Origin of the sequence: Pseudomonas sp. IT-P176, from assembly GCF_949767245.1 — a bacterium.
GTDB lineage: Bacteria > Pseudomonadota > Gammaproteobacteria > Pseudomonadales > Pseudomonadaceae > Aquipseudomonas.
The window spans coordinates 1-26,197 of record NZ_CATKPN010000030.1; the positions used below are offsets into that span (position 1 = coordinate 1).

Here is a 26,197-nt window from a genome sequence, read left to right on the forward strand (position 1 = left end):
CCGAACCCTAGTTCCATCCCACATAGCAAAACCAGCCCTCCAAGGCTGATCAAGACCGATCCTACGCAAGCCACAGACCGGACCTACATTTGTATCTAAAGTGGGTATGAGCCGGGCACCGTTTTCACATTCTTCGCGAGCAGGTTCGCACATAGGAAAGGCTCGGGATCCTTGAGCAGACGCAATCAATCACTGATCCACGAACTACTCGCTCACCCCGCACTAGTACCCCGCAGGAAACCCCAGCAGCAACAACCACCCCGCCACAAAAAGCCCGACGCCGAACGTCAGGTGCGCGATAACACTCCTGCGCCTCGCCACGTTCGGCGCCGCGGTTCGCGAAGCGGCGATGCCCAGGCCGAATGCGGGCTGCAGGATGAAAAACGGCGCAATCACACTGACCAGGCCCGCCACCAGTGCAGGCAACAGCGTGGGGTTGTGGAGCCAGGAGAGCCCTTGGACACCGACTAACAACATGGCGAAGAAACACCCGGTGAGGTAGTGAAACACCCAGCCCAGCAGGCGTTCATGCCTGACTCGGGGCGCCGTCACAATCGAGGCGTGCCAAAACCGGCCTCGCACCATGTGCCCCAACCACCGCCCGACGAGCCCGTAATCCAGCGACGCCAAGCCCAACAACCGCGCCTGGATAAACGCCGACAAGTCCATGATCAACGTCGCCCCCATGCCAACCAACAGAATGCGCAGTAGCGCCTCCCCTACTCCCATGTCATCTCCCCTTGCCTTCAGTCTGTTTTAGCGATTTGATCCGGGCAGTCTGCAAGTTCAAGTCGACTTGAGGTCAAGCATGAAAGAGATGGAAATCGGTGAAGTGGCACGTCGTTCCGGCCTGCCGGCTTCAACCCTGCGCTACTACGAAGAAAAAGGCCTGATCCGCTCGATCGGTCGCCGTGGCTTGAGCCGCGTGTTTGGCGCGGATGTACTCCAGCAGTTGTCATTGATCGCCCTCGGGCAATCAGCGGCGTTTTCCCTGGACGACATCGCCACCATGCTGGACGCCGACGGCCAGCCCGCCATTGATCACCAGCGCCTGGCACAAAAGGCCGACGAACTGGACCGCACCATCGAACGCCTTAGCGCCATACGCGACGAGCTTCGTCGTGCAGCATCCTGCCCTGCTCCGCGGCATATTGAATGTCCAAAGTTTCAGGACATGTTGAGTGCTGCTGGGAAACTGCAGACCAGAAATAGAGCAGGTAAAGGAAGGTCGCTGGCTAGCGTTGGCCAACCCGCACTCGGAGAAAATTAAGCTTGAAATAAGGTAGGAACCTTATCTTTTGATTTTTTGGATCTGAGCATTTCGAGCATGGGCACCTTTAACGCGGAGTCGAAACCCCTTTTCAGTATCGTTCTGGTGAATTACAAGACCCTGGATTTGACCAAGGTCTGCCTGGATCTTTTATCTGCACATGCACAAAAAGCCGGGATCCCGGTATGGGTTGTCGATAACGGATCTGCGGATACCAGCACTGAGTATTTGCGCTCACTCGATTGGATCAACTTGATTGAACGCACGTCGCTCACCCCTGAGCCAGGCCACATTGCCCATGGCAACGCCCTGGATATGGCACTGGAAAAGGTTGATACCGATTACGTGTTTCTGCTGCACACAGATACATTCGTTTTCGATCCACAGGTATTTACGATGATGCTGGAGCACTGTCGTCAAAATCCGACAGTCGTCGCCGTCGGTTGTACTGAGCAACTCGATCGAGGAGTGCCCAGGACACTTTGGCGATTCACTTCGCGCCTGGCGAAACATCATTTCAGGCGCCTGAAGCTGTCGCTAGGTTTGCGCTCCAGAGATCCGAAACCTTACAGGGAAACCCACCTGAAGAGCTTTTGTACGCTTTGGAACAGCAAAATCATCAAGCAGCACGGCTTGCATTTTCAGCTCGATGAGCGAGTACCTGGCTATGCATTGCAGGACGGGCTGATCGATATCGGCTACAAGGTTGTGTTTCTTTCACCGCGAAAAATCTTCAAGTATCTGGACCACATCCAGGCGGGAACGGTCGCTGCCGGCGGTGGTTATGGTCAGCATCACCGACGCACAAAGATGTACGAAAATATTCTCAAACGCTTCAATACGTTGAACACGCCCACAGCCTGAACATGGCTAATGCCGGCCATAATTCAGTGGCTTGCAAGGCTACGGTAGGAAACCGCAGACAACAAAAAACCCGCACTAGGCGGGTTTTTTGGTTGTTTCAGGTGGTATTGCAAGCACCTGAAAACAAAAGGTGGTGCCCAGAGACGGAATCGAACCGCCGACACGGGGATTTTCAATCCCCTGCTCTACCGACTGAGCTATCTGGGCCGCGGCGCAATTAAACGTTTTTTACCACCGTGGCGTCAACCACGAAATCAAAAAAAACTAACGAATACCTATGCTTACGACTGTCCTTGACGACGAAAAAAGTCAACGGCCGCGGAGTATCCGGATAAAGGTGGGATTTGGCTGCGACAGGCACTCATTGCGTCAGGGTATTGCCAAGTCAGCAAACCTTAGAAGAAAATGAGAGTCATTATCAAATATCTTCGTTCCGGGCCACCCCCATGTCCTCTGTCGACCACTCTCAACAACATGCCGTGCAGACGCTCTACGAGAATCACCATCAGTGGCTCTGTGGCTGGTTACGCCAGCGGCTTGGCTGTGTCGACAACGCGGCGGACCTGGCCCAGGACACGTTCATCCGGGTACTGACGCAACGCAAGGCGCCTGAATTGCGTGAGCCTCGCGCCTACTTGAGCACCATTGCGCGCAGCTTGATGATCGATATGTTTCGCCGTCGGTCCCTGGAACAGGCGTACCTGGAGACCCTCGCGCTCAGCCCCGAACCGATCGACATCTCGCCTGAAACCCGCACCCTGATCATCGAAACCCTGATGGAAATCGACCGCCTGCTCGATGGCCTGGGTGGGCGCACCCGTGAGATTTTCCTGTTGGCACAGCTCGACGGGCTGAGCTACGTGGAGATCGGCCGACGCCTGAACGTCTCGGTGAACACGGTCAAGAAACACGCGGTGCGCGCCCTCACGCATTGCCTGCTGTTGGCAGACGACTGAAGTGCGCCCGCTCGCCTTGGATCACGCGACACTCGAAGCCGCAGCGCGCTGGTACGTCGACTTGCGTACAGAAGTGCCCGACGCCGCCATCCGAGAAGCACACCGACGCTGGCTGGAGTGTGACCCTCGCCATGTCCAGGCATGGGAGCGCCTGAACCGCCTGCAAGACAAACTTGGCCAGGTCGCACCAGGTATCGCCCGGCCGACACTGACCAGTGCCCGGGCCAAACGCCGTGACGTGCTCAAGGTCCTGTCGATTGTCTTGGCGGCCGGCGGGGCTGGTTCGCTGGCCTGGAACACAACACCCTTGCCAACCCTGATGGCCGACCAGCGGACCGCCACCGGCGAACGGCGTCGGGTGCGCCTGGATGACGGCAGCCTGGTGCGACTCAATACCGCGACCGCAGTGGACATTCGCTACAGCGCGAGCTTGCGCGAAATCCACCTGCTCAGCGGTGAGATCCAGATCGAGACTGCGCCAGACCAACAGGCACGGCCCTTTATCGTGCATACCCCATCGGGCAGCATTCGCGCCCTGGGTACCCGCTTCGTGGTGCGCTACGACGCGCAGCGCACGCGGGTCAGCGTGCAGGAACATGCGGTCGAGGTGCGCAGCGCAAATAATCTCGGTCCGGCCGTGCGAGTGGATGCCGGGCAGCAGCTCGACTTCGACAGCAATGATACCGGCACGGCGCAGCGCTCCAGTCCCCAGGTCGACGCCTGGACCCGCGACATGCTGGTGATCGATGACTGGCGCCTGGAAGATTTCATCATCGAATTGCAGCGTTACCGTCCAGGTCATCTGGGCTGCGCTCCAGCGGTCGCCGACCTGCGGATTTCCGGCGCATTTCACCTCGGTAGCAGCGACGCCATCCTCGATAACCTGACCTCGACCCTGCCCGTGCGGCTGCGGCGTTTCAGCCGTTATTGGACGCGCGTCGAAGCCATTTGAGGGTTTTTGCAGAAAATTTATCGAAGGGGGTTGTTGATTTTGATTCTCGTTCGACTTTGTAGATAGAGGCGCAAATAGACGCCGCCATTTACTGCCATCGGGCGAAAGGAAACCGCATGATCCCCCGCACCCCCCAGCCGCGCAAAGTCCTCAGCAAGTCTGCCGTCAAACCCCTGAACCGCGCGGTGCATATCGCGCTGCTGGGAATGGCGCTCGCCTTGCCACTGGGTACGGTACTGATTGCACAGCCTGCCTGGGCACAGACCAACATTGAAACCAGCTTTGATATTCCGGCCGGAGCCCTGGGTTCGGCACTCACCCAGTTCGCCGCGACTGCTGGCGTGACGGTCTCGTTCGATCCGGCCCACGCCAGCGGGCAGAAGACCGCCGGGCTGCGCGGCCGCTACACCACCGATGCCGGCCTGCAGAAGCTGCTGGCCGGTAGCAGCTTGCAAGCGGTTCTCCTGCCGAGCGGCAGCTACTCGCTGCTGCCAAGGGTGCCGGGCGCTGCGCTGCAGTTAGGTGCAACCACTATTTCCGGCCAGGCCATCGAGTCGGCCTATGGACCGGTCGACGGTTATGTCGCCACCCGCAGCGCCACCGCGACCAAGACCGATACGCCGATCCTGGAAATCCCCCAGGCGATCAACGTGGTGACGGCCGATCAGGTCGCCGTGCAGGGCGCACGCAACCTGACCCAGGCCCTGCGCTATACGCCGGGCTTGAGCACCGGCGGTTTCACCGACCGCAATGTTATCGCCGACGAGATCACCAGCCGAGGTTTTGCCCCGACCCCGTTGTACTTCGATGGCGCCTACGTGCCTTATGCCGGCAGCCTGGGCGGGGCTCCGCAAATCGACCCCTACACCCTGGAGCGCATTGAGGTGCTCAAGGGCCCCTCCTCCGTGCTGTTCGGGCAGAACCAGCCGGGCGGCCTTATCAACCTGGTGTCCAAGCGCCCCACCAGCGAACAGCGCAGCCAGGTCAAGCTCGGCGCGGGCAGTTACAACCGGGTCAATGGTGCATTCGACACCAGCGGCCCGCTCGACGACCAGAAGGCATTCACCTATCGCGTGGTGGGCCTGGCGAAGAAAGGCAATGAGCAGGTCGCGCACACCAATACCGAACGCATGCTGCTGGCGCCCAGCCTGACCTGGACGCCCACTGACGACACGTCGTTGACCCTGCTGGCGCAAATCCAGCGCGACGATGGCCTGGCCGATTATCAGGCGCTGCCGCGGGTTGGCTCCCTGGATCGCGGTCCGACTGGCCAGAAAATCAAACGGGATTTTTTCTCCGGGGATTCGCGCTACAACGACTACAAGCGCGACCAATACATTTTGGGCTATGACTTCAGCCACAACCTCAGCGAAGACCTGACGTACCGGTCCACTGCGCGCTACACCGACGTACGTGACCAGTATAAAGGCTTCTACCTGCGCAGCTTCGTCACCGATGATGCCGGTGTGGTTGATCAGACCCAGGCCAATCGCGTCAAGCTGGACTGGCGCCAGCACAACATCGCCTACACCGTCGATAACAACCTGGAATACAAATTCAACACCGGCGCCCTGGAGCACACCACACTGGCCGGGGTCGACTATCGTCACTTCAGCCGCAAGTACGACGGCTACAACGCCTACAACGTGTTGCCGGTCGACCTTTACGGCAAGAACAACTACGACACCGCAAGCGTAACCCCGGTGCTCGATACCAAGTGGGACAACACCATTCGCCAGACGGGTGCGTACCTGCAGGACCAGATCAGGCTGGACAAGTGGATCCTCACCATCGGCGGCCGCCAGGACTGGGCGGAAATCGACAACAAGGACCTGCTGGCCCATACCGTCACGTCACAACGGGACAACCAGTTCACGGGGCGAGTGGGCCTGACCTACGTCACCGATTTCGGCCTGGCGCCCTATGTCAGTTATTCCGAGTCCTTCCTGCCAACCCTGGGCACTGCCGCACCCGAGCGCGGTGGCAAAGCCTTTGATCCAACCGAAGGCGAGCAGTACGAAGTGGGGGTGAAATATCAGCCGTACGACAAGACGCTGATCACTGCCTCGGTGTTCCAGGTCAAACAGAAAAACGTGCTGACGGGCGACACCGAGTACCCGCAATACTCGGCGCAGAATGGCGAAGTGCGCTCTCGTGGCATCGAACTGGAAGCCAAGTCCAGTCTCGATAATGTCGACGTCATGGCCGCGGCCACCTACATCGACTCCTTCTACACCAAAAGCACCTATGGCGATCAGGGCAACCGCAGCGAAGCCACGGCACCGGTCTCGGCCTCGCTGTGGGTGGATTATCATTTCACCCAGGCGACCATCGATGGCTTGACCTTCGGTGCTGGCGCCCGTTACACCGGACGCAAGCCGGGTGACTCGGCCAACTCCTTCGACGTGCCGGCCTTCGTGGTCTACGACACCACGGTCAGCTATGACCTGGGCAAGCTAGACGCCGGCCTGCGCGGCGTGCGCACCAGCCTCAACGTGCAGAACGTCTTCGACCGAGAGTACGTCTCGGACTGTAACTATTCGTTCGGCTGCTACTACGGTCAGGAGCGAGTGGCGTCGGTGGAATTGACCTACGACTGGTGATCCCGTAGGGCAACGAGGCAGCCTTCGCCAGGTGCACAAACACTTCGGTGTCCGATTGCGCAACGCCTGCACCCACGCAATCTATTGGCGAGGCCGGGTGCATGTGGGGCGCAAGCGGACCTTGGCGAAGGCCTGCGTTCCATAAACCCCACCTACTGCATGCCTTGGATATGGAATCAGGTACCCGAGCTGGAGGCATGCTCCGCTTGAGTTCTCACCCCAAAGAGCCGATCGGCTATTTGGCGGCCTCGTTCCATCCCTTCCGGCGTCAACCAGATGGATTTGCTCTTGTTTACCGGATCACGGATGAATCCATGCTCTTGCAATCGGTTCGTGATCTCGAAATCGTACCCTTTCCAAGTATTTCCGTTATCCGCACTGAAGGTTACCAACAGGGCGAGAACGGCTTCTTCAATCAAGCTTTCGTCGTATTTCATGATCGCTGCTCCACTCGGACTCTTTAACTTCCCGTGAGCCCGGAACTCGAATGGTAACTCGAACGGGGACGGATCTATTTTTCCCTCTTTCGCACTGGACGATAAAATAAATCCGTCCCCATTTATGCATGTCATGAATTCATCCAGCTGGCGTACCATCGGCGCGTCGACAGAATGGAGGTTGATATGGGCAATGCTCAGGGCAAAAGAGTCGTAGTCGTTGGTGCAGGTATCGTGGGCGCATCACTGGCGTACCACCTCGCGAGTAAAGGCGCGAATGTCACCGTGGTCGAGGCTGAGGGTATAGCGTCGGGAGTGACGGGAAGTTCATTCGCATGGATCAACACCTCACACGGTGAACCTGACCCCATTGCGCAACTGCGCGGTGCTGCAATCAAGGAGTACCGCCGCCTCGAAACGCAGCTGCCGGATCTCGAGATACGGTGGACAGGCGCTTTGTCTTATAGCGCGATGCCGAGTGGAGCGCTGCCGGCTTCAGCTAACCAGGTGTCTCGATCGCAGATTCTCGACCTTGAACCCAATCTAAAAAGTCCCCCTCAGTCTGCTTTGTATGCGGCTGAAGAAGGGGCGCTGGATGCAGTGGCAGCTACCCATGCGTTGATCGCCGGTGCCAAGGCGTTTGGGGCGAAGATTCTCACTCAGACGCGAGTTCTTGGTTTCGTAACCCAGCGTGCAAAGGTAACCGGAGTCGAAACAACACAGGGCATCATCGATGCCGATGTTGTGGTATTGGCCGCTGGGACAGGTATCACGAAGCTGACAGATAGGCTTGAAGTGCCCCTTCCAATAGAGGCCTCGCCTGCCATTTTCATCCGTTACAAGGTCCAACCCGACCTCGTGCACACCCTCATCTCCAGCCCTGAAATGGAAGTGAGGCAAAGTTCGGATGGTGCGTTGCTGGCGGCAGAAGATTACCTGGACAACACCATGGAGAATCAGCCAGCAGCGATAGCGCTCCGCACTGCCAAGACCATCCGCAACGAACTCCATGGAGTTGTTTCCATAGAGCCGCAATGGGCTTGTGTCGGGCTCAGGCCCATGCCCGCCGATGGCATCCCCATCATCGGTTATCTACCAAAAGTCAGCGGCGTCTATGTGTGTGCAATGCACCCCGGAGTTACTTTGGCGGCGATAGTGGGACGTCTTGCCAGCGAGGAGATCATCGACGACAAAGCGTCCAGTGCCCTTGGCCCATGCCGGCCCGATCGGTTTTTACGAGCGTAGTGGATGCTCTTCTGAGGCAACGTGCAGTACGCCCCGCAGTCTCCATCGTGCTCAAGGGGCTTGACCCTATAGCGGCTATAACCCTCACGCTAGTAGCCAGTTCGTCTCAAATAGGAATTGCTCATGGACAACCGCATCCCTCCGCCGCTGGTTGCTGCCCTGTTCGGTCTGTTGATGTGGTTCGCAGCTCGACACTCACCGGGCACCCTGGAGCTGACTATCGAGTGGCGCATTGCCCTGGCGCTGGTGGTGGCGCTGGCAGGCGTAGCCATTTGTCTAGCCGGCGTACTGTCCTTTCGCCGTGCCCGCACCACGGTCAACCCGCTGAAGCCGGAAACCGCTTCGGCCCTGGTCAGCTCGGGCGTCTACAGATACACACGCAACCCGATGTACTTAGGCTTCGCCACAGTCCTGATAGCCTGGTCAATCTTTCTCGCCTGGCCGCCTGCGCTCCTCGGCGTGCTGGGCTTCGTGATGTACATGAACCGCTTCCAGATCGGGCCGGAGGAGCGGGCCCTTGCCAGGCTTTTCGGGAGTGAGTTCACGCAATACTGCAGCCAGGTCAGACGTTGGCTCTAGAACAGAGAACCTCGGTTTCTGGCCGATAGCAGCCCAGCGCAATGAGCAACAGGCCGCCAGAAACCAAACCACCCATTACCCACCCCCACTCGGCACATCCAGCCCAACCTTCACCCGATCCAGCGCCACAATCGTCTTGAACCAGGTGACGTTGGTGTTCTGCGCAAACAGGCGCCTTGCCAGGGCCTGGTACTCCTGCATGCTGGCGACGGTCAGCACCAGGACAAAGTCCACTTCCCCGGTGACGTAGTAGCACTGCTGCACCTCGGGCACTGCGAAGTGGGCCTTCATGGCTTCCAGTGCCTCCAGGCTGGTGCGCTCGGCCATCACTTCGACAATGATGGTAATCGGTCGGCCAACGGCGGTTGGGTCGACGATGGCGACGTTGCCGGTGATCACGCCACCCTCCTCCATGCGCTTGAGGCGTCGCTGGACGGCGGCGGTCGAGAGGTTGACCTGCTCGGCGATCAAGCGCAGCGCCATGGTGTTGTCGCACTGGACCAGGTCGAGGATCGCACGGTCGAATTTGTCCAGGGCTTGGCTTGTTGCAGTGGTTTTTATCATGCTGGCTCGCGAGAAATTTTCTCGAAAACTAGCAGAAAACCGCGACCCTTTATCTACTGCCGCGAAATATTATCTTGGCCACACACCGCACCCGCGGCTGTCCGGGCACCCACACAGGATATTATTGGCATGGTCGCGCTGTTTCATCTGTCCCCGTTCCTGTTGGTCACCGCCATGCTCGTCGTGCTGCGGCGGCCACCTGTTCAGGCCGCCGTCGCCGGCACTCTGCTGGTACTGCTGCTGTGGCTCGCCGGTGCAGCCGATGCCTGGCACCTGGGCAGCATGGTGGCCGCCCTCAAGGACACGGCGGTGCTGTTTGCCAGTACCGCCTTCGTGATTGTACCGGGCCTGGCCTTCGTGATCGTGATCGAACGCCTGGGAGTCAACCTGGCGCTGAGCCAATGGGTGCGCTCATTGGGCCTGGGCAGCGGCGATCAGGTGGTGTTCATCGTGCTCGGCCTGGCGCCGCTACTGGAAGCCATGACCGGGTTCGGCGTGTCCTTGATCGCCACGGTGCCCTTGCTGCTGAGCCTCTTCGAGCGCCGGGTCGCGCTGCGCATTGCGCTGGTGGGCATGGCGATCATGCCGTGGGGCACGCTCGGCCTGGCCTCGGTGATAGGCGCTTCGCTGGCGCACCTGGATGCCCGGGCACTGTCATCGACCTCGGCACTGACCAGCGCGCCGGTGTTTTTGCTGCTCAGTGGATTGGCGCTGTATCTGGCGGGTGTGCGTGAGTTGCGGGCATGGGCGGCGCTGGGGATTTACTGGCTGTTGTTTATGGCGGCGCTGTACAGCGCCAGTCGCTGGCTGGGCCCGGAAGTGGCCGGTGTTGCCGCGGCCCTGGTGACGGCCCTGGCGGTGCTGGCTGGCGGAGTGTGGCGCGTGCGACGCAGCGCCAGTCCGCGCATTGCCGTGCACTGGCCGCGTCAGGCATGGCCGTACCTGGTGCTGATTGTCTGCATCGTCTCCTTGAAGCTGATCCTGACCCTGACTTCCTGGCAGGATCAATGGCTGGTGTCTGGTGCCCAGGTCACCTGGAAACCCCTGGCCTCCCCTGGCGTAGCCCTGCTGCTGGTGCTGGTCGGCGTGTGGCTGCATGCGCGGGCCACACCACACAAGGTGGGGTCGGACGGCAGTCTGCCGGTGGCACTGATGGCGCGGGCGAAGCGGCCGTTGCTGACGATTTTTTTCTTCCTGGCGATGTCGCAGATCATGGTCAAGGCCGGCTTCCTGGCGGGATTGATGCAACTGCTGGCCGGCCTTTCACCCACCGCCGCGATGCCGTTGGTGACGATGTTCGGTGCACTCTCGGGCTACATGACCGGCTCGAACGTGGGCGGCAACGCGATCTTCATGCCGGCCATCGCCCTGCTGCCCGAATCCGCCCGCCTATTGTTGGCCGCGGTGCAGAACAGTTCGGCAGGGCATGCCGCACTCGGCTCGATATCGATTGTCATGCTGATCGTGGGGCTGGCAAAAACCCAGGCGAAGGAAGAAGGCGAACTGATCAGGTTCGGCTTCGCCCTCGCTTGCCTCAATACGGTGCTGGTGGCGTTGGCGGCCGCGTTGCTCAGCGGCTGGTTCAGCTGGGCGCTGGTGTGGTGAGCCTTTGTGCCAACGCCAGACGATCAGGCGGTTTGCCGGCGCATCGCGAGAATCGCCGCACCAAACCCGATGAAAGTTACCCCCACCACGCGGCTGACCCAGCGCGACCACTCAGGTCGCGCCAGCATGCCCTTGGCGCGCGAGGCGAGCGCGGCATACAGGCTCAACGACAGCAACGAAAGCGCCATGAATATCCCGGTCAGGATCAGGAATTGTGGAAACAGGGCTGCGCCTTGATCGATAAACTGCGGGAACAACGCGGTAAAGAACAGCGTCGCCTTGGGGTTGGCGAGCGCGGTTACCACCGCTGACCGGTACAGTTTAAAGGGGCTGGGGCGAACGTTCTGCCCCTGCTCAATCCCCTCAGCCAGCAATGGCGTCTTGTTGAGCAACTGCTTGACCCCCAGGTAGAACAAATACCCGGCGCCAGCGATCTTGACCATATTGAACATCCATTCCGAACTGGCAAGCAGCGCGCCCAACCCCAGCATCGCGGCCGCCGACAGGCAGAACAGCCCACTGGCATTGCCCAGCGACGACCAGATTGCGCTGCGTTGACCATGGGTCAGGCTGTTGTTGATCGCCATCAAGGTCGCAGGACCCGGGCTGGCGATGGCAATCGCAGCGACCAGGGTAAAAGCCAACATTGTGTTCGGGTCCATGGTTCCAGCCTCCTTGAGAATGGCGGGTATGCTACCGAATGTTTCATCGCCTGATGATAAAAATCATCTTCGGGAGCAAGCGCCCAACGGTTCATCCGGTTTTTTGCGGGATTAGCTCGAGTGCGCCTAAAAGGCTGCGGGTGAACGCAGCCATCCAGGCGTTTGATCAGGAGAACTCAATGCCACAGGAGGTGAGTCGCGCAAAGGGATCTCCCGAGCCGAACTCCCAACCTTCAGGCATGGTGGTTTTCCAGCCACGCTGTTTATCCATTCGGTTTTTTTCTTCTTCCGAGATCAGAACAATCGCCAGATGGCGCTCAATCATCTTTGCCACAGCTTCGACCAACTCGCCGGCCTGATACATCTTCATGCTTTGGTCGCGGATCAGGACACAGGGCACGATGTGTTCTCTATACCTGCCGCCGCTGGATGACCTTGCGCATATCAGCCACGCATCAGGAACGACGTGCTCAAAAATCCGCGTACTACCAACCCTGCCCTCTTCCCAATGATCGCGGAATATTTGTGCAAGTCGTTTGATGGCTCTCTGTTTCTGCTCTGCTTGCGTATGTTTAGCGATGTTGGTTGTCATTGGGTCCAGGCCATTGAAGATTGATCAAGTGCTGCCATTGCTTCCCTGCGCTGCGCAATGAGTGCGGCTTTGTCCTGCGCGCAAAGATGTTGGCCGGGGGTCGGCAAGGCACAAGCGGTGGCCTCGCTCCAGCGGTCGAAGGCCGCAGTGGCAACGAACGCGGGGCCTTGGGTCTTGCGCACCAAGGCTTTGTCTTTTTGCTCAGCGATTACTGGATTGACTTTGGCATAGGTAAACCGCGAAGAGGGATGGTTCACCACGGCCACCGGCACATCACCGGCAAGCGAGCGAATCAACTTACCGTTACGTACGCTGAAGCAGACAATCAGATCCGGTGCCAACACCGCCAAGACTTCGCTGAATGCTCGCTCACCCCGCTGCCAAGCGCCTTGCGGCGGCGGAACTCGACTGTCTGGCAGGAACTCCTGCAGAAAGTTGTAATAGGCAACACTGCTCCAGAAGTCTGCTTTTTGCGCGCCGGTGAAGGCCTGCCTGACGTTCTGCACCGCCGTCATGATTTTCGTGAAATGGGGATGGCGCCGAAGTTTACCGGTGGCTTTAGGGTGCCTCTGGCCTAGGGCAAGTGCCTTGATGATTTCGGGTGTAACGGTGGGGCGCTCGTGCTGCTTGGCGCCATAGTGAGACTCGCACACCAGGAGAATGCGTAACCCGCCACATCCTCGCTCATAGTGCGAGCCGACCCAAGGTGCAAAGCGCACCGTACTGTTGTTCATGGTCTTCCTTGGTTGGGGGTTCTGCTGAACCATTCCTGATGGAGCGCAAGATACCTGCAAGCTCAAGCCCGTACCACTCAGGCTGCGTCAAGGTCCACAGGACGTTCGTTTGACTTGGTATTGCAGGGGTCGCTGCGCCACCCAACGCAGCCTTCGGCAGCTGCTACAGGTTCCTGTTGTCGCTTAACTGATCGGCATTAGGCACAATCGCCGGCTTTTTTCGCGACAGGCAGTGCGCTCATGCAACGGATTGTAATTCTCGGCAACGCCGGTAGCGGCAAATCTACCCTGGCCCGCGTCCTCGGCAGCCGCCTTGGCCTGCCCGTGGTGCATTTGGACAGGCTGTTCTGGGAGCCTGGCTGGGTCGAGCCAGACGCCGAGCAATTCCGCGCCCGGGTCAAGGCCGCGATTGCGCCAAAGGCCTGGGTCTGTGAAGGCAACTATGCCCGGCGCACCTTCGACCTGCGCCTGCCCGGTGCCGACCTGATTATCTGGCTCGATACACCGCGGCTCACCTGCTTCACCCGAGTGATCCGGCGCAGCGTCATGAACCGCCCTCGCCCCGACCTTCCCGCAGGCTGCAGCGAGAAGATCGACCGGGCGTTCCTGACCTTCCTGAACTTCGTGTGGAACTTCGACCGTGGCTACCGTCCAGGCATCGAGATGGTGCGCCAGGCCATCGGGCCCCACATCCCTACCCTGCACTTGCGCAGTTCGCGGCAGATCCGCGCCTTTGTCGACAGCTTGCCGGCAACGCCGCAATCAATCAGCGTCGACCTGCAGGGCCTGCAGGATAAACCCGAGTGATTCCGGGGCCGCACGGTGATTGTTCGGCGAGCGGTGCTGGTCCCAGGGCATGGCGTCATCGGTGCAAAAATCGCCGATGCACGCGATGTTCAGCTCAGCCTCCAGCAGCCCCAGAGGAATCCAGAAGTACGGGGTCTGGCGCAGAGGATTCGGCACCGTGGAACCACATGACGAGCAAAAGTCGTTGCGGTAGCCGCTGGGTTTTTGCCAACTGCTGATCTGCTCCTGCCCTGCGACCCAGCGAAAATCAGCCGCCTTGACCAGCGTCGCGAGGTTATGGCCGACCCCGGTTTGCTTGCGGCACAGGGTGCAATGGCAGCGATAGAAATAGCGCGGTTCAACTTCCAGGGAAAAACGTACCGCCCCGCACAGGCATTGCCCGGATGTCATGGATTGCTCCTTTGTACAACGATAGTTCGGCATTTCTACAGGCTGGACTGGCCGAGGACCAGAAAAAACACCGGTCGGCAACGAGATGTCCTGCACCTGCGCTACGAGTTCGCGCCGATCCCCCGCGCCACCCGCCGGGCCGTCAGGATGCCCAGCAGCGGTGCGAGAGCGAACACGCCAAACAGCCAGCTTGCGGCATTCGCCGTACCAGCGACACCTCCGGGATCAGTCAGGCCGGCGAGGTTCGCCACCATTCCCGCCAGCGCCGCACCGAGCGCGGTCGCGAACAATTGCACGGTGGTGATAGACGCCGATGCCAGGTCTTGCTCTCCCGCCGGTGCCACCTGGAATATCCGGGTCAGTAGATGGGGCCAGGCCAGGCCGACGCCCAAGCCGATGATCACCAGCGCCAGGCAGATTGGCAGGAGTGCCTGCCAGTCGCCGCCACTTTCGCTGCGCAGCAGAACGGCCAGCGCCGCCATGCCGGTGAATCCGAGCAGTGGACCGGCGAGGATCACCCGGCCCACTGCCCTGGCGCTCGCGCCTGAACTGCCAATCGATCCCAGCGTCCAACCCGCCGCCATGAGCGCCGCGAGGTAACCGGCCATCAGCGGCGACTGCTGATGGAGGACCTGGAGGAACAACGGCACGAAGATCTCGCCACTGGTGACCGCGACCGCAAGCAACGACATCGTTGCGTAGAGCACACCGAGCGCCGAGGTCATGGAAAATGCACCGGCCGGAAGCAATCGCTGGCGGGCGCGACTTTCGCTCCAGATCAATAGGGCTGTCAGGATCGCGGCTGCGCCAAGACCGAGGATATTCCACGACAGCATCGACCCAACGCTGCCCGCCGACACGCAGAGTACCGCCGCTGTCAGCAGCACCAGTTGGACCAACGGCAATGGCACGCGCGACGGTTGGTCCGCGCTGCGTTTGGGCAGTATGCGTGCCGCCAGCAGGGCGAACAGAATGGCGACCGGGATCAACGACCAGAACGCCGCCCGCCACACGCCCAGTTGCGCAAAGATCCCCCCGACGGCGGGACCGACCAGGGTGGCCACCCCCCACATGCCGGAGACCAGGGCCATCGCCCGCGGCCATAAGGCTTGAGCGAAAACCAGCCGGATCATCGCGTAGGACAAGGCGAACAACAACCCGCCGCCCAGCCCCTGGACAAGCCGGCCCGTGAGCATCACGGCCATTGACGGGGCGAATGCGCAGATCAGCGCACCACAGGCAAACACCAGAGTCGCACCAATGTACGCGCCACGAGGTCCCATGCCAGTCAGCCAGCGCGCCGACAGCGCCGAGCCGAGGATCGAAGCCGCGACGAAGAGCGTGGTGTTCCACGCGTAGTAGTCCAGGCCGCCGATGTCCTTGACCACCGAGGGCAGGATGGTAGTAGCGATATAGACATTGATCGCATGGAGCACCACGCCACCGGCGAGTGCCAGCGAGCGCACGCCATTGGCCCCCGATAGCAGGTCGGCCCAGCCGGTGCCTGCCGGTGCCACAGATTGCAGATGATCGTCAGTGGGTCCTTCACACGTGTCCATGTCAGCTCCAGTCAGTGATCCCACTCGCCACCGCGAATGGGCGCTTGCAACGGCAAGCCGACCTCCTTATAAAACCTCATCCATAGATGAGGTCAAGAGAAAGCTGCCATGTCGATCGATGTTCGCGTGCCTCTATCGGTAGGGGAAGTGTCCCGGCGCTGCGGTGTGACGGTTGCCACCGTGCACTTCTACGAGGCCAAGGGCTTGATCCACGCCGAGCGCAGTGCCGGCAACCAGCGGCGTTATGCGCGCGAAGTGCTGCGCCGGGTAGCCATTATCAAGATCGCCCAGCGCGCAGGCATCCCCCTTGCGACCATCAAGGCGACGCTCGACCAACTACCGACCGGGCGCGCCTTGACCGCGCACGACTGGCAACACCTGTCGACGATCTGGCGCGACATGCTCAGCGAGCGGATTCACAGCCTCACCCAACTGCGCGATCAACTCGACGGCTGTATCGGCTGCGGCTGCCTGTCGATCGACGACTGCCCGCTGCGCAATCCCGGTGATCGCCTGGGCCAACTGGGCAGCGGTGCGGTCCTGCTCGACCAGGACACGCCGGCCAACAACTGAGTACCGCGACCTGCCCCACGCTGTAGCTCTCCCATAGATTTTTTTCATGGCAGGCTTCTTCGCCGCTGCAATACCTGAGAGAATGTTTGTTAATGATTCTCAATAGCCCTATTTATATCATTAACAACCAGGAACCTACCTTATGCCGCGCGTTACCCCGCTGCGTTATTTGAATGCGCCCCGAAATCTGCTGGCCATGGCCATCTGCATGGCTACCCTGGCGCCAGCCTTTGCCGATGACAGCAGCGCTATACCAGAAACCTCCAGGCCGACCACCCTGGAACTGGGCGCTACCGAAATTACCAGCACCCAACTGGGTAGCACGACCGAAGGCACGAGTTCCTACACCACCGGCGCCATGTCCACTGCAACCAAACTGCCGCTGACCATGCGTGAAACGCCCCAGGCCGTCACTGTGATTACCCGCCAGCGCATGGACGACCAGGCCATGACCAGCATCAACGATGTGGTCAATGCGACCCCTGGATTGTTCCTCGATTACTCCGGTGGCCCCGGCCGGCAGTCCTATTCGGCACGCGGTTTTGACATCGACAACCTGATGTATGACGGCATCCCGAGCGGCTATCAAGGCGCGGTGGTCGGCGCCCAGCCGAACCTGGCGATGTTCGATCGGGTCGAGGTGGTACGCGGGGCCACCGGCCTGGTGACCGGTGCCGGCAACCCTTCGGCAGCCATCAACATGGTCCGCAAGCGGCCACTGGCCGAGCAGCAAGTCACCCTCACCGGCGCCGCCGGCACCTGGGACAACTACCGCGGCGAAGTCGACGCCTCCAGCCCGCTCAACGACAACGGCACCTTGCGCGGCCGGGTCGTGACGTCCTACCGCGACACCAACAGCTTCGTCGATGATGTCGATGAACAGCACGGCCTGTTCTACGCGGTCACCGAAGCAGACCTTGGAGAAGACACCACCCTGACCTTAGGTTTCTCCAATCAGAAGGACAAGACCAACTACTTCTGGGGCTCTTCGATGATCGGCCTGGATGGTCATCATCTGGACCTGCCGCGCTCCTACAACCCCGGGACTGACTGGGAGAACAAGGACCAGGAGATCAACACCCTGTTCGCCGAAGTCCGCCAGCAGTTGGCCAATGACTGGAAGCTGCAGTTCAACGCCAACTACGCCGAACAGAATGCAATATTCACCGGGTCTTACCAGTCGCGCTGGGTCAACAACACCCTGGCCCGTACCGTCTACCAATCCGGCCACGATGAAAACCAGGCCGGCGTGGATGCGTTTCTCAGTGGTCCGTTCGAAGCGCTCGGGCGCAGCCATGAATTGGTCGTGGGCGCCAGCAAACGCATCTACGACATGACCACCCACAACTACTCCCCGTACGACACCAACTGGCCGATCAATGCCGGCAAACCGGACTTCGTGCACACCGACAACAGCCGCGAAGTGACCACCCAGGACGGTCTGTACATGACCACCCGCCTGAGCCTGGCCGACCCGTTGAAGCTGATCCTCGGCGGCCGCCTGGACTGGTACGACTACGACAACCGCGATGGCGACGGCGACTACAAGGTCACCCGCAACGTCACCCGCTACGCCGGCCTGATCTACGACCTGGACCAGCATCACTCGGTCTACGTCAGCTACAGCGACATCTTCACCCCGCAGAGTTCCAAGGGCACCTCCGGTACTCCGCTCAAGCCCATCGTCGGCAAGAACTACGAGGTCGGCATCAAGGGCGAATACTTCGACGGCGCGCTGAATGCGAGCCTGGCAGTGTTCCGCATCGACCAGGAAAACCGCGCTGTGCAGGTGTACGTACCGGACTGCCCGCAAGCTACCTGCTATGAGGCCTCCGGTGAGATTCGCAGCCAGGGTATCGACTTCGAACTGCAAGGTGCACTGACCGAGAACTGGCAGGTAGGCGGCGGCTACACCTATGCACGCCTGCACACCCTCAAGGATGCGGCCAACCCGCAGAACGAAAACCAGCGTTTCGACACGGACACCCCGGAGCACCTGTTCAAGCTGACCACCAGCTACCGCTTCCAGGGCCCTCTGGAAAAACTGCGGGTCGGCGGCAACATCTCCTGGCAGAGCCGCATGTACAACGACGTCGCGCTGGCAGATGGCAGCACCTACCGCCTGGAGCAAGGTGCCTACGCCATTACTGACCTGATGGCCGGCTACCGGGTCAACCAGAACCTGGACCTGCAACTCAACGCCAACAATATCTTCGACCGCGAGTACTACTCGTCCATCTCCAACTCCACCAGCTACGGTGGCGACACCTACGGCGCTCCGCGCAACATGATGTTGACCGCCAAATACAGCTTCTAGATAGCCCGGGCGCAGGGACGCGCACGATTGCTGATGCATGTTTGAATAGCGCACGGATTGACGGTACTTCTTCTCCCCCACTCCAAGGACAGGCACATGGCTCTGATCTCGCAACGAGTAGAAATGGCGCGCAACGGCGCCAACGACAAGGTTATCTGTCGCCTGGCATCTGGCTGGGTGGTGATGGGCGACGTGCAGTTCCTGCCGGGATACTGCTTGTTGCTGCCCGACCCTGTGGTGCCCAGCCTGAACGATCTGGATGCCCAGGCCAGGGCCACCTACCTGCTCGACATGGCCCGCATCGGCGACGCCGTTCTGCAGGCTACCGGGGCGCTACGGATGAATTACGAGATCCTCGGCAATTCCGAGCCAGAACTGCATTGCCACCTATTCCCGCGCTACGCCTCAGAACCGGAAAAACATCGCAAAATGCCCGCCTGGTTCTACGACTGGAAAACCGCCCCACCCTACGCCGAAGAAACCCACGGTGAGCTGCGCCGCAAAATTGCCGAACTGCTGACTACCCCGTAGCAGCTGCCGAGCCCGCGAGGCTGCGTTCGGCTGCGTAGCAGACGCTAAGGACCCACGCCCCCCCGGCGAGGACTGCGTCCTCGAACGCAGCCTCGCGGGCTCGGCAGCTGCTACGCTTTTATTGAACACCCGACACTGCCCAGGTGACTGCCATGAGCACGGCTGCGCTGTCAGAACTCGATGCTGCCCTGCCTGGTCTGGCCCGCAGGATCCGTGTGTTGGACGCGCTGTCCTGGCCGGTCGGGATTGAACAGGTGTTCCTGGCCAATTGGCGCGCCGGCAAGGCGGCGTTGCCCAGGGTCGAGTTACAAGCGCGTGAGCACAGCGCCGAGATTGCCGCCCTGCAAAGCTTTGCCGGACGCTGTGACGAGGGCCATCCGGCCGGCAATTACCTGGCCATGACCGCCCGCAGCTACGCCACGGCCGGGCGCATGCTGGGCGCCATCGGGACTCCCGATTTCACCCGTTACTCCTCGGCGCTGTACCGGCGTCCGGACTTCTATTACACGAACCTGCAATTGAGCATGCTCGACGCGGCCCAGTTCTTCCTCAAGACCACCGACGCGCTGCTGGGCGGCGCGCGGATTCCCCCAAGCCAGGCCGACATCCCGGCCGAGGCTTTCGCCGCCTGGATGCAACCGGAGCTGGACAGCTTTTTCGGCGCCGGCCAGATCAGCGTCGTGCTCGACCCGAGCCTGGCCGCCAAGGCGATTGCCGGCGCAAGCCGGATCCGCCTGCGTGCCAGCGCGCTGTTCTCGGACCTGGACAAACAGCAGTTGCTGCAACACGAGGCCTTCGTACATGTCGCCACGGCGCAGAACGGCGCCCGCCAGACCAATCTGAAAAGCCTCGGCCTCGGTGCCCCACGCACCACCCAGACCCAGGAAGGCATTGCCACCCTCGCCGAGCTATTCACCGCCAGCATGGACATCAACCGTTTGCGCCGCCTGGCCCTGCGAGTGCTGGCGGTCCAGCAGGCGCTGGATGGCGCCGATTTCATCCAGGTATTCGAAGGGTTCCTGGCGGCCGGCCAATCGCAGGAGGAATCGTTCCGCTCAACCCAACGGGTGTTCCGCGGGGCCGACCTGCGTGGCGGCGCGGCGTTCACCAAGGACGCGGCCTACCTGACCGGATTGCTCGGTGTGCATACACTGCTGCGCATCGCCATCCGCGACAACCGCCCGGACCTGGTCGGACATTTATTTGCCGGGCGCCTGACCCTCGGTGATACCGTACGCCTGGCACCGCTGTTCGAATCCGGCTGGCTCCAGGGACCGACCTACCTGCCCGCCTGGGCCAGTGATCTGCGGCGACTGGCGGCGAATCTGGCGTTTTCAGCCTTCATCTCGCGGATAAAGCTTGAGGTGCTGGATCTGCAGGTGCTGATGGCCTTCGCCGACGAACACGAAAGCGATGCCAGCGCCATGTGAACCATGGACGTATTGGGCGGCAACCAAAGTCCATTCAGGGGAAGCCAGATGAACGCGACAACCGTGGGGAAATGGGCGACCTGCCTGCTCGCCCTGCAACTGCTGCTGATGGCGGGATGCAGCAGCAAAACCAGCCGGAGCACCTATGCGAGCAGCAGCCAGGGCTCCAACTGCTATGCCAAGGCGCTGCCCACCGCCGGGGAAGGCGGCCTGGCCTGGGGCTCGACCTTGGGTGCGGCGCGGCAAAAATCCATGGTGAGTTGTCAACGCTACGCCGGTCGATCCGGCGGCACGCCGAGCACCTGCAAAGTGGTGCTGGCCCAGTGCAAAACCCGCTAACACCGACGGCCAGCAAACGGAGTGGATCGATTCTGCTGCTACGCTTTGAACTCCTCCGAATGGATTAATACGATGTATTGGTGCATCCCCCTCTCCCCATCTGCCTGGACGCGGCCATGAGCCGTCGGCTGATGGCTGGCCTCACCGTGGCGCTTATCGGCGTGACCAGTTACGTGCTGGTCCAGTGGCAGATGGTCAACCAGCACAAGCGCGAGGTGCAGTGCACCGAGGCCCGGCAGGCGCTCAAGGATGTGCAGATTCGGGCGCGCGCGTTGGCGGCCGGTTTGTCGCTGGACGCTTACAGCCAGGAGGAGGAAGCCAAAGTGGCGGCGCTGATCCAGGCGCTCGACGCCGCCAGCAACGAGGCCGAGGTGAATGCGGTGATTGCCGCGCATGCTGCCGCCATCGAGGCCGAGGCGGCGGCGATCGATGCGCAGGTGGACACCCGGGGCGACCAGGTCTTCCTCGAACAGCGCCGCATGGAACAGCGCATCACCGTGGACGTGAAACAGGAACTGCAGCGCGCGGCGAAGGCCGTCAGCGTGACCTGTGACTAGCCTCGGGCCTGGCGCGGCTTACGCAACTCCGCCACCAGCAAGGCCGCGGCTCCGGCCATGATGGCGATATCGGCCAGGTTGAACACCCCGGTATGCAGCGATCCCAGGTTGAGCACCAGGTAATCCACCACGTGCCCGTCACGCAGCACCCGGTCGATCAGGTTCGACGCCCCACCCAGTGCGATGCAGTACACCGCCAGCGCCTTGCCTGGCGAACTGGCCCAGCGCGACAAGGCCCAGCCGATCGCCCAGCACACCACAGCGCCCACGCCGACGATGAAAATCAGTTGTTTGACCGCCGGTGCCAGGCCGGCCCCCAGGCTCAGGAACGCACCCGGATTGAGGCTCAGGGCGATATCCAGCCAGGCGAAACTGCCACCGATCTTGAAGCTCTGCGCCGCCAGAGACAGCAGCGCGAGCACCTTGATCCACTGGTCGAACGCGATAAATACCAGGCCGAGCAGTACGGCAAACCAGCGACTCGTTGTGACTCGTTCCATGAACAATCCTTGGGCTGACTCTCATGCCTGGACAGGAGGCACGCACCGCCGTTTTGGCAGCGGCGGCAAGATAGCGCAGCTGACGAGTGTCGTCCATCCACCGTCAACCGGGAGCGGTCGGTTCCGCTGGCGGCTCAATCCGCCATGCCTGCGCCGGCCTTTTCCTTGAGCCAGTCGATCAGCACCTGCACCCGAGGGGGCATGGGATCGCGATGGGGGTGGACGAGAAAATAGTCGTAGCGCCCCGGCTGGGAAAATCCACCAAAGGGCAGGATCAGTTCGCCCTGGTCGATGCGGCTCTGCACCAGGCGCTGGCGGCCGATGGCGATGCCCGCGTGGTTGATGGCCGCTGTCACACACAAGTCGGAGCGATCGAAGGTCAGCCCGCGTTGCGGCAAGACCTCGAGCAGCCCCTGCTGCCGGGCCCAGAGTTGCCACTCGGCATCGTAGACCGCGTTGTCCCAGGCCAGGGCATCGTGCAACAGCGTGCAGTGACGCAGGTTGTGCGGCGCCTCAAGCAGGCCATGGCGCTCGGCATACAGCGGGCTGCAGACCGGCGCGATGGTCTCGCTCATCAAGGCATGACTGGCCAGCCCAGGGAATTCGCCATTGGCGTAGAGCAGCGCGAGGTCGACGTTTTGCGTGCGAAAATCGATGGCGTCGTTGCCGACGCGGATGTCCAGGGCAATGTTCGGGTAGCGTTGGTGAAAGTCCGCCAGGCGTGGCACCAGCCAGCATTGCGCAGCCGAAGGACGGGCATACAGCGCCACCGACCCGCACAGCTCGGCCTGGGGCGACTGTTGCAGGGCTTCGGACAACTGCTCCATCACCCCTTCGAGGATCGCAAACACGCGCTCGCCCTCCCCCGTCAGGCGCACCCGACGGGTCAGGCGCTCGAACAGGCGCAGGTCCAGGGCTTGTTCGAGGCGGGCGATGCGATGGCTGACGGCGCTGGGCGTGACGCACAATTCTTCGGCAGCCAAGGCAAAACTCAGGTGCCGGGCGGCGACCAGAAAGGTGTGCAGGTTGGCGAACTGTGAGCTGTTGAGCCGGGAGCTCAATCGAGGAGGCAGGTTCAGCATCGGGGCGTTTTTCCGCGGGCGAGAAACCCGGGGCCGCGCGGCCCCGGGTGCAATGGCTAGTGTGCGGCCAACAGTGTACGTCCCTGCTCCAGGTACGCGTCCATTTCTTGCGCCGGCACCATGCTGCCGCCCGTGCCCCACACCAGGTGCGTGGCGTTGGCCAGGCGCTGTGCGTCGAGACCCAGGCGTTGACGATAGCCCTGTTGCTCTTGCAGCACCCGCAGGAACCCGGGCAATCCAGCCAGCGCCGAGGGCTCCAGCTTCAGGCCTTCCTCGGCATGCAGCAGGGCCAGCAGGCGGTACATCTGCTCGTCGCTGAGGGTGTAGTAGCCGTCGAGCAAGCGTTGCATCGAACGCCCGACAAACCCCGACGGTCGCCCCACCGCCAGGCCGTCGGCGGCGGTGCGGTTGTCGATGCCAAAATCATAGACGCTGACCTCGTCGTGCAGCCCGGTATAGACCCCCAGCAACATGCATGGCGAGTGCGTCGGCTCGGCGAACACGCAGTGCACCGCGTCGCCGAAAATCTGCTTCAGGCCAAAGGCAACGCCACCAGGGCCGCCGCCGACACCGCACGGCAGATAGACAAACAGTGGGTGTTGCGCGTCGACCGTAATCCCCGCGGACACCAGTTGGTGCTGCAAGCGACGCGCCGCCACCGCGTAACCGAGGAACAGATTGATCGAGTTCTCGTCGTCGACGAAATGGCACTTGGGATCGCTCTCGGCCTGCTGCCGGCCCTGCTCGACGGCGACGCTGTAGTCCGATTGATACTCGACCACCGTCACTCCGCAGGCGCGCAGGCGGTCTTTTTTCCACTGCCGGGCATCGGCGGACATGTGCACGGTGGCCTTGAACCCCAGGCGCGCACTCATGATGCCGATGGACAGGCCGAGGTTGCCGGTGGAGCCAACGGCGATGCTGTACTGGCCAAAAAAGGCCCGGGCGGCATCGCTGTCCAGGCTGCTGTAGCAAGCGCCCGGCTGAATCAGGCCGCCGGCCAGCGCCAGGTCCTCGGCGTGCTTGAGCACCTCATAGATGCCACCCCGGGCCTTGATCGACCCGGAAATCGGCAGCAGGTTGTCGGCCTTCAGCCACAGTGCGCCCTGCACCGGCAGTTGCGCCTCGGCGCAGAGGGTGGTCTGCAGGCGCGGCAGCGCAATCAGCGGCGACTCGATGATGCCAGCGCTCGCCCGGGTCTCGGGGAACGCCGACTGAATGTAGCTGGCAAACCGCTCGAGCCGGGCGCTGGCGTCATCCACGTCGGCCAGGCCCAGGGGCACATCACTCAAGGCCTGCGCGGTCGGCGCCAGGGCCGGGTTGAACCAGGTGACGGGCTCGACCCGGGTCAACGGACCAATCAGGGGATGGCTCTGGCACCAGTCAGCCAGGGATTTGTTGTGAATCATGGTTCTACTCCAGACAGTGGACAGCATCGCGGGTGTGCTCAAACCCACTGCGATACCAATAACGTCATACCCAGGGCCACGACCGAGGCCAGCAAGGTTCCAACGGTAAATTTTTTCAGCGCCTCGCCCAGGGACACCCCCAGGTATTCCTTGACCACCCAGAACGCCGAGTCGGTCACCGTGGTCCAACCAATGGCGCCGGCGCCGATCGCAATCACCACGATTTCGCGGTTCTGCCCAGGCATCGCGTCCAGTAGCGGCAGGACCATGCCCGCGGCACTGATCATCGCCACAGTGGCCGAGCCCACGGCCAGGTGCATCAGGCCGGCGACGAACCAGGCCAGCAGAATCGGATTGAGGTCCCATTGCGACAGCGTGCTGGCCAGGACCTTGCCTACGCCACTGTCGATCAGCACGCCATTGAAGGCCCCGCCGGCACCGATGATCAACAGGATATTGGCCAACGGCGTAAAGGACTGCTCAGTCAGGCGCTGCAGCTCGGCCATGCCCAGCCCGCGATACAGGCCCAGGGAACCGTAGGCGAACACCACCGCAATGGCCAGCGCGGTCAGCGGATTGCCGAGAAAGCTCATCAGTTGATAGAAGCCACTGCCCTGGGGCAGGCTCATGGTCACCAGGGTCTTGCCGACCATCAGCAACAACGGCAGCAGGATCACCAACAGCGTCAGCCCCAGGCCTGGCATCACGCGGGTGTCTGCCAGGCTGGTGGGCGCCGCGGCGAAGCTCTGGCCGCTGGCCGGCTCGTGGCGCTTGCACACCAGCTTGACCCACACCGGTCCCGCCACGATGGCGGTAGGCAGGCCGACGATCAGCCCATAGATAATCACCTTGCCGACGTCAGCGCCCAGCAGTTGGGTGATCGCCATGGCTGCCGGGTGCGGCGGCAGCATGCAGTGCACGGTCATCAACGAAATCGCCAGGGGCAGGCCGACATACAGGATGTTCAAGCGGGTTTGCCGGGCGACCACATAGATCAGCGGAATCAGCAACACAAAGCCGACCTCGAAGAACACCGGAATGCCGACAATGAAGCCCACCAGCATCATCGCCCAGGAGGCACGTTGCTCGCCCAAGGTGCTGAGCAGCGTGCGAGCGATACGCTCGGCGCCACCGGACACTTCCAGCATCTTACCCAGGATGCTCCCCAGGCCAATCACCGCCGCAAGAAACCCCAGGGTGCCGCCCATGCCCTTTTCAAAGGAGTCGGCGATGGACGACAGCGGCATGCCCGCACCCGCCCCGACGACAAAACTGGCGAGCATCAACGCCAGGAAGGAATGGACGCGAAACTTGACCACCAGCACTACAATCAAGCCGATAGCCGCCATCAAAATCAGTAGTAAACCCGCCTCTTCGTGCATGACATCCCCTTGTTATTGTAGTGAGCGCATGAGACCGCGCGGATCGCGGTCCGCGGCGATTAAGCGCCAGGGGTCTGGGGGCTTACAAAGGATGGTTCTTCAATGGATGGATGACGTGGGGTCATCTATGGGAGGGCTGGCTTGCCGAGCCCCACAGGGTCTGGTGTATGCAGGGACCTGTGGGAGCTGGCTTGCCAGCGATGGTTGCAAGGACGGCGCGGTGCATCAGGTTGTGCGCGTTATCGTTGGCGACCATCG

Annotated in this window: 27 protein-coding genes and 1 tRNA gene; 15 read left to right on the forward strand and 13 right to left on the reverse strand. The window is 61.4% G+C overall.

Going from position 1 to position 26,197, the window contains the following annotated elements:
• Positions 1-222: 222 nt before the first annotated feature.
• Positions 223-729, reverse strand: a complete 507-nt coding sequence (locus ACM6IP_RS03705; protein WP_414860962.1) for a DUF2938 domain-containing protein — start codon at positions 727-729, stop codon at positions 223-225.
• A gap of 79 nt (positions 730-808) precedes the next feature.
• On the opposite strand from ACM6IP_RS03705, the gene ACM6IP_RS03710 reads away from it, so the two are divergent.
• Together ACM6IP_RS03710 and ACM6IP_RS03715 are read left to right on the forward strand one after the other, a co-directional pair.
• The gene (locus ACM6IP_RS03710) at positions 809-1,270 is read left to right on the forward strand and encodes a helix-turn-helix domain-containing protein (RefSeq protein WP_414860963.1); all 462 of its coding nucleotides are present in this window, start codon (positions 809-811) and stop codon (positions 1,268-1,270) included.
• A 57-nt stretch (positions 1,271-1,327) separates the two neighbouring features.
• Positions 1,328-2,134: a glycosyltransferase gene (locus ACM6IP_RS03715; RefSeq protein WP_414860964.1), complete on the forward strand. Its 807-nt coding sequence runs from the start codon at positions 1,328-1,330 to the stop codon at positions 2,132-2,134.
• A gap of 131 nt (positions 2,135-2,265) precedes the next feature.
• Here the strand turns inward: ACM6IP_RS03715 and ACM6IP_RS03720 are convergent.
• Positions 2,266-2,341, reverse strand: a tRNA-Phe gene (locus ACM6IP_RS03720).
• 239 nt (positions 2,342-2,580) lie between these two features.
• On the opposite strand from ACM6IP_RS03720, the gene ACM6IP_RS03725 reads away from it, so the two are divergent.
• From ACM6IP_RS03725 to ACM6IP_RS03735, 3 genes are all read left to right on the forward strand, one after another.
• Positions 2,581-3,090, forward strand: coding sequence for a sigma-70 family RNA polymerase sigma factor (locus ACM6IP_RS03725; RefSeq protein WP_159996301.1), 510 nt, complete (start codon positions 2,581-2,583; stop codon positions 3,088-3,090).
• Between the two features lies 1 nt (position 3,091).
• Positions 3,092-4,042, forward strand: a complete 951-nt coding sequence (locus ACM6IP_RS03730) for a FecR domain-containing protein (protein WP_414860965.1) — start codon at positions 3,092-3,094, stop codon at positions 4,040-4,042.
• A 116-nt stretch (positions 4,043-4,158) separates the two neighbouring features.
• Positions 4,159-6,645, forward strand: a complete 2,487-nt coding sequence (locus ACM6IP_RS03735) for a TonB-dependent siderophore receptor (RefSeq protein WP_414860966.1) — start codon at positions 4,159-4,161, stop codon at positions 6,643-6,645.
• 176 nt (positions 6,646-6,821) lie between these two features.
• Here ACM6IP_RS03735 and ACM6IP_RS03740 read toward each other — a convergent pair whose 3' ends face one another.
• Positions 6,822-7,082 carry a DUF6429 family protein gene (locus ACM6IP_RS03740; protein ID WP_320332347.1) on the reverse strand — a complete coding sequence of 87 codons (261 nt, stop codon included), beginning with the start codon at positions 7,080-7,082 and terminating at the stop codon, positions 6,822-6,824.
• Between the two features lie 147 nt (positions 7,083-7,229).
• On the opposite strand from ACM6IP_RS03740, the gene ACM6IP_RS03745 reads away from it, so the two are divergent.
• Together ACM6IP_RS03745 and ACM6IP_RS03750 are read left to right on the forward strand one after the other, a co-directional pair.
• Positions 7,230-8,327, forward strand: coding sequence for an NAD(P)/FAD-dependent oxidoreductase (locus ACM6IP_RS03745; protein ID WP_414861025.1), 1,098 nt, complete (start codon positions 7,230-7,232; stop codon positions 8,325-8,327).
• A 123-nt stretch (positions 8,328-8,450) separates the two neighbouring features.
• On the forward strand, positions 8,451-8,906 hold the full coding sequence (locus tag ACM6IP_RS03750; RefSeq protein WP_414860967.1) for a methyltransferase: 456 nt from the start codon (positions 8,451-8,453) through the stop codon (positions 8,904-8,906).
• A 75-nt stretch (positions 8,907-8,981) separates the two neighbouring features.
• Here ACM6IP_RS03750 and ACM6IP_RS03755 read toward each other — a convergent pair whose 3' ends face one another.
• Positions 8,982-9,470 (reverse strand): Lrp/AsnC family transcriptional regulator, encoded by a 489-nt coding sequence (locus ACM6IP_RS03755; protein ID WP_414860968.1) that lies wholly within the window; start codon positions 9,468-9,470, stop codon positions 8,982-8,984.
• Positions 9,471-9,599: 129 nt separating this feature from the next.
• On the opposite strand from ACM6IP_RS03755, the gene ACM6IP_RS03760 reads away from it, so the two are divergent.
• Positions 9,600-11,075, forward strand: a complete 1,476-nt coding sequence (locus ACM6IP_RS03760) for an L-lactate permease (protein ID WP_414860969.1) — start codon at positions 9,600-9,602, stop codon at positions 11,073-11,075.
• Between the two features lie 23 nt (positions 11,076-11,098).
• Here the strand turns inward: ACM6IP_RS03760 and ACM6IP_RS03765 are convergent, their stop codons facing one another.
• The 3 genes from ACM6IP_RS03765 to ACM6IP_RS03775 form a co-directional block, all read right to left on the reverse strand.
• A complete protein-coding gene (locus ACM6IP_RS03765; protein ID WP_320332350.1) occupies positions 11,099-11,737 on the reverse strand; it encodes a LysE family translocator in 639 nt (212 codons plus the stop codon).
• Between the two features lie 166 nt (positions 11,738-11,903).
• On the reverse strand, positions 11,904-12,329 hold the full coding sequence (locus ACM6IP_RS03770; RefSeq protein WP_414860970.1) for a hypothetical protein: 426 nt from the start codon (positions 12,327-12,329) through the stop codon (positions 11,904-11,906).
• A complete protein-coding gene (locus ACM6IP_RS03775; RefSeq protein WP_414860971.1) occupies positions 12,326-13,063 on the reverse strand; it encodes a hypothetical protein in 738 nt (245 codons plus the stop codon). The genes ACM6IP_RS03770 and ACM6IP_RS03775 overlap by 4 nt, the downstream gene beginning before the upstream one ends.
• Positions 13,064-13,303: 240 nt before the next feature.
• Here ACM6IP_RS03775 and ACM6IP_RS03780 point away from each other — a divergent pair, with 240 nt between their 5' ends.
• Complete coding sequence (locus ACM6IP_RS03780) at positions 13,304-13,870, forward strand: AAA family ATPase (RefSeq protein ID WP_414860972.1); 567 nt, start codon at positions 13,304-13,306, stop codon at positions 13,868-13,870.
• On the opposite strand, the gene ACM6IP_RS03785 is transcribed toward ACM6IP_RS03780, so the two are convergent.
• Entirely contained in the window at positions 13,826-14,260 is a 435-nt protein-coding gene (locus tag ACM6IP_RS03785; protein ID WP_414860973.1) for a GFA family protein, read from the reverse strand. The two genes, ACM6IP_RS03780 and ACM6IP_RS03785, sit on opposite strands and share 45 nt — an antisense overlap.
• A 101-nt stretch (positions 14,261-14,361) precedes the next feature.
• Positions 14,362-15,819, reverse strand: coding sequence for an MFS transporter (locus ACM6IP_RS03790; protein ID WP_414860974.1), 1,458 nt, complete (start codon positions 15,817-15,819; stop codon positions 14,362-14,364).
• 108 nt (positions 15,820-15,927) lie between these two features.
• On the opposite strand from ACM6IP_RS03790, the gene soxR reads away from it, so the two are divergent.
• The 6 genes from soxR to ACM6IP_RS03820 all read left to right on the forward strand — a co-directional run bounded on the left by soxR (position 15,928) and on the right by ACM6IP_RS03820 (position 21,566).
• On the forward strand, positions 15,928-16,392 hold the full coding sequence (gene soxR, locus ACM6IP_RS03795) for a redox-sensitive transcriptional activator SoxR (protein WP_095168650.1): 465 nt from the start codon (positions 15,928-15,930) through the stop codon (positions 16,390-16,392).
• A 142-nt stretch (positions 16,393-16,534) separates the two neighbouring features.
• Positions 16,535-18,709 carry a TonB-dependent siderophore receptor gene (locus tag ACM6IP_RS03800; protein WP_414860975.1) on the forward strand — a complete coding sequence of 725 codons (2,175 nt, stop codon included), beginning with the start codon at positions 16,535-16,537 and terminating at the stop codon, positions 18,707-18,709.
• Between the two features lie 96 nt (positions 18,710-18,805).
• A complete protein-coding gene (locus ACM6IP_RS03805) occupies positions 18,806-19,240 on the forward strand; it encodes an HIT family protein (protein ID WP_095168648.1) in 435 nt (144 codons plus the stop codon).
• 152 nt (positions 19,241-19,392) lie between these two features.
• The gene (locus tag ACM6IP_RS03810) at positions 19,393-20,670 is read left to right on the forward strand and encodes a flavohemoglobin expression-modulating QEGLA motif protein (RefSeq protein WP_414860976.1); all 1,278 of its coding nucleotides are present in this window, start codon (positions 19,393-19,395) and stop codon (positions 20,668-20,670) included.
• 48 nt (positions 20,671-20,718) lie between these two features.
• Positions 20,719-21,009 carry a hypothetical protein gene (locus ACM6IP_RS03815; RefSeq protein ID WP_414860977.1) on the forward strand — a complete coding sequence of 97 codons (291 nt, stop codon included), beginning with the start codon at positions 20,719-20,721 and terminating at the stop codon, positions 21,007-21,009.
• 116 nt (positions 21,010-21,125) lie between these two features.
• A complete protein-coding gene (locus tag ACM6IP_RS03820) occupies positions 21,126-21,566 on the forward strand; it encodes a hypothetical protein (protein WP_414860978.1) in 441 nt (146 codons plus the stop codon).
• Here ACM6IP_RS03820 and ACM6IP_RS03825 read toward each other — a convergent pair.
• The 4 genes from ACM6IP_RS03825 to ACM6IP_RS03840 all read right to left on the reverse strand — a co-directional run bounded on the left by ACM6IP_RS03825 (position 21,563) and on the right by ACM6IP_RS03840 (position 25,939).
• Positions 21,563-22,066, reverse strand: a complete 504-nt coding sequence (locus tag ACM6IP_RS03825; RefSeq protein WP_159996327.1) for a signal peptidase II — start codon at positions 22,064-22,066, stop codon at positions 21,563-21,565. The genes ACM6IP_RS03820 and ACM6IP_RS03825 overlap by 4 nt on opposite strands.
• A 134-nt stretch (positions 22,067-22,200) precedes the next feature.
• Complete coding sequence (gene dsdC, locus ACM6IP_RS03830) at positions 22,201-23,148, reverse strand: DNA-binding transcriptional regulator DsdC (RefSeq protein ID WP_095168638.1); 948 nt, start codon at positions 23,146-23,148, stop codon at positions 22,201-22,203.
• Positions 23,149-23,204: 56 nt separating this feature from the next.
• A complete protein-coding gene (locus ACM6IP_RS03835; RefSeq protein ID WP_414860979.1) occupies positions 23,205-24,557 on the reverse strand; it encodes a D-serine ammonia-lyase in 1,353 nt (450 codons plus the stop codon).
• Between the two features lie 38 nt (positions 24,558-24,595).
• Positions 24,596-25,939: a gluconate:H+ symporter gene (locus tag ACM6IP_RS03840; protein WP_095168634.1), complete on the reverse strand. Its 1,344-nt coding sequence runs from the start codon at positions 25,937-25,939 to the stop codon at positions 24,596-24,598.
• Positions 25,940-26,197: the final 258 nt, after the last annotated feature.

What these genes read in the sequence shown, in the direction of transcription:
- ACM6IP_RS03705 (WP_414860962.1), bottom strand. Translation starts at nt 729, where the DNA reads ATGGGAGTAGGGGAGGCGCTACTGCGCATTCTGTTGGTTGGCATGGGG.
- ACM6IP_RS03710 (WP_414860963.1), top strand. Translation starts at nt 809, where the DNA reads ATGAAAGAGATGGAAATCGGTGAAGTGGCACGTCGTTCCGGCCTGCCG.
- ACM6IP_RS03715 (WP_414860964.1), top strand. Translation starts at nt 1,328, where the DNA reads ATGGGCACCTTTAACGCGGAGTCGAAACCCCTTTTCAGTATCGTTCTG.
- ACM6IP_RS03725 (WP_159996301.1), top strand. Translation starts at nt 2,581, where the DNA reads ATGTCCTCTGTCGACCACTCTCAACAACATGCCGTGCAGACGCTCTAC.
- ACM6IP_RS03735 (WP_414860966.1), top strand. Translation starts at nt 4,159, where the DNA reads ATGATCCCCCGCACCCCCCAGCCGCGCAAAGTCCTCAGCAAGTCTGCC.
- ACM6IP_RS03740 (WP_320332347.1), bottom strand. Translation starts at nt 7,082, where the DNA reads ATGAAATACGACGAAAGCTTGATTGAAGAAGCCGTTCTCGCCCTGTTG.
- ACM6IP_RS03750 (WP_414860967.1), top strand. Translation starts at nt 8,451, where the DNA reads ATGGACAACCGCATCCCTCCGCCGCTGGTTGCTGCCCTGTTCGGTCTG.
- ACM6IP_RS03755 (WP_414860968.1), bottom strand. Translation starts at nt 9,470, where the DNA reads ATGATAAAAACCACTGCAACAAGCCAAGCCCTGGACAAATTCGACCGT.
- ACM6IP_RS03760 (WP_414860969.1), top strand. Translation starts at nt 9,600, where the DNA reads ATGGTCGCGCTGTTTCATCTGTCCCCGTTCCTGTTGGTCACCGCCATG.
- ACM6IP_RS03765 (WP_320332350.1), bottom strand. Translation starts at nt 11,737, where the DNA reads ATGGACCCGAACACAATGTTGGCTTTTACCCTGGTCGCTGCGATTGCC.
- ACM6IP_RS03770 (WP_414860970.1), bottom strand. Translation starts at nt 12,329, where the DNA reads ATGACAACCAACATCGCTAAACATACGCAAGCAGAGCAGAAACAGAGA.
- ACM6IP_RS03775 (WP_414860971.1), bottom strand. Translation starts at nt 13,063, where the DNA reads ATGAACAACAGTACGGTGCGCTTTGCACCTTGGGTCGGCTCGCACTAT.
- ACM6IP_RS03780 (WP_414860972.1), top strand. Translation starts at nt 13,304, where the DNA reads ATGCAACGGATTGTAATTCTCGGCAACGCCGGTAGCGGCAAATCTACC.
- ACM6IP_RS03785 (WP_414860973.1), bottom strand. Translation starts at nt 14,260, where the DNA reads ATGACATCCGGGCAATGCCTGTGCGGGGCGGTACGTTTTTCCCTGGAA.
- ACM6IP_RS03790 (WP_414860974.1), bottom strand. Translation starts at nt 15,819, where the DNA reads ATGGACACGTGTGAAGGACCCACTGACGATCATCTGCAATCTGTGGCA.
- soxR (WP_095168650.1), top strand. Translation starts at nt 15,928, where the DNA reads ATGTCGATCGATGTTCGCGTGCCTCTATCGGTAGGGGAAGTGTCCCGG.
- ACM6IP_RS03800 (WP_414860975.1), top strand. Translation starts at nt 16,535, where the DNA reads ATGCCGCGCGTTACCCCGCTGCGTTATTTGAATGCGCCCCGAAATCTG.
- ACM6IP_RS03805 (WP_095168648.1), top strand. Translation starts at nt 18,806, where the DNA reads ATGGCTCTGATCTCGCAACGAGTAGAAATGGCGCGCAACGGCGCCAAC.
- ACM6IP_RS03810 (WP_414860976.1), top strand. Translation starts at nt 19,393, where the DNA reads ATGAGCACGGCTGCGCTGTCAGAACTCGATGCTGCCCTGCCTGGTCTG.
- ACM6IP_RS03815 (WP_414860977.1), top strand. Translation starts at nt 20,719, where the DNA reads ATGAACGCGACAACCGTGGGGAAATGGGCGACCTGCCTGCTCGCCCTG.
- ACM6IP_RS03820 (WP_414860978.1), top strand. Translation starts at nt 21,126, where the DNA reads ATGAGCCGTCGGCTGATGGCTGGCCTCACCGTGGCGCTTATCGGCGTG.
- ACM6IP_RS03825 (WP_159996327.1), bottom strand. Translation starts at nt 22,066, where the DNA reads ATGGAACGAGTCACAACGAGTCGCTGGTTTGCCGTACTGCTCGGCCTG.
- dsdC (WP_095168638.1), bottom strand. Translation starts at nt 23,148, where the DNA reads ATGCTGAACCTGCCTCCTCGATTGAGCTCCCGGCTCAACAGCTCACAG.
- ACM6IP_RS03835 (WP_414860979.1), bottom strand. Translation starts at nt 24,557, where the DNA reads ATGATTCACAACAAATCCCTGGCTGACTGGTGCCAGAGCCATCCCCTG.
- ACM6IP_RS03840 (WP_095168634.1), bottom strand. Translation starts at nt 25,939, where the DNA reads ATGCACGAAGAGGCGGGTTTACTACTGATTTTGATGGCGGCTATCGGC.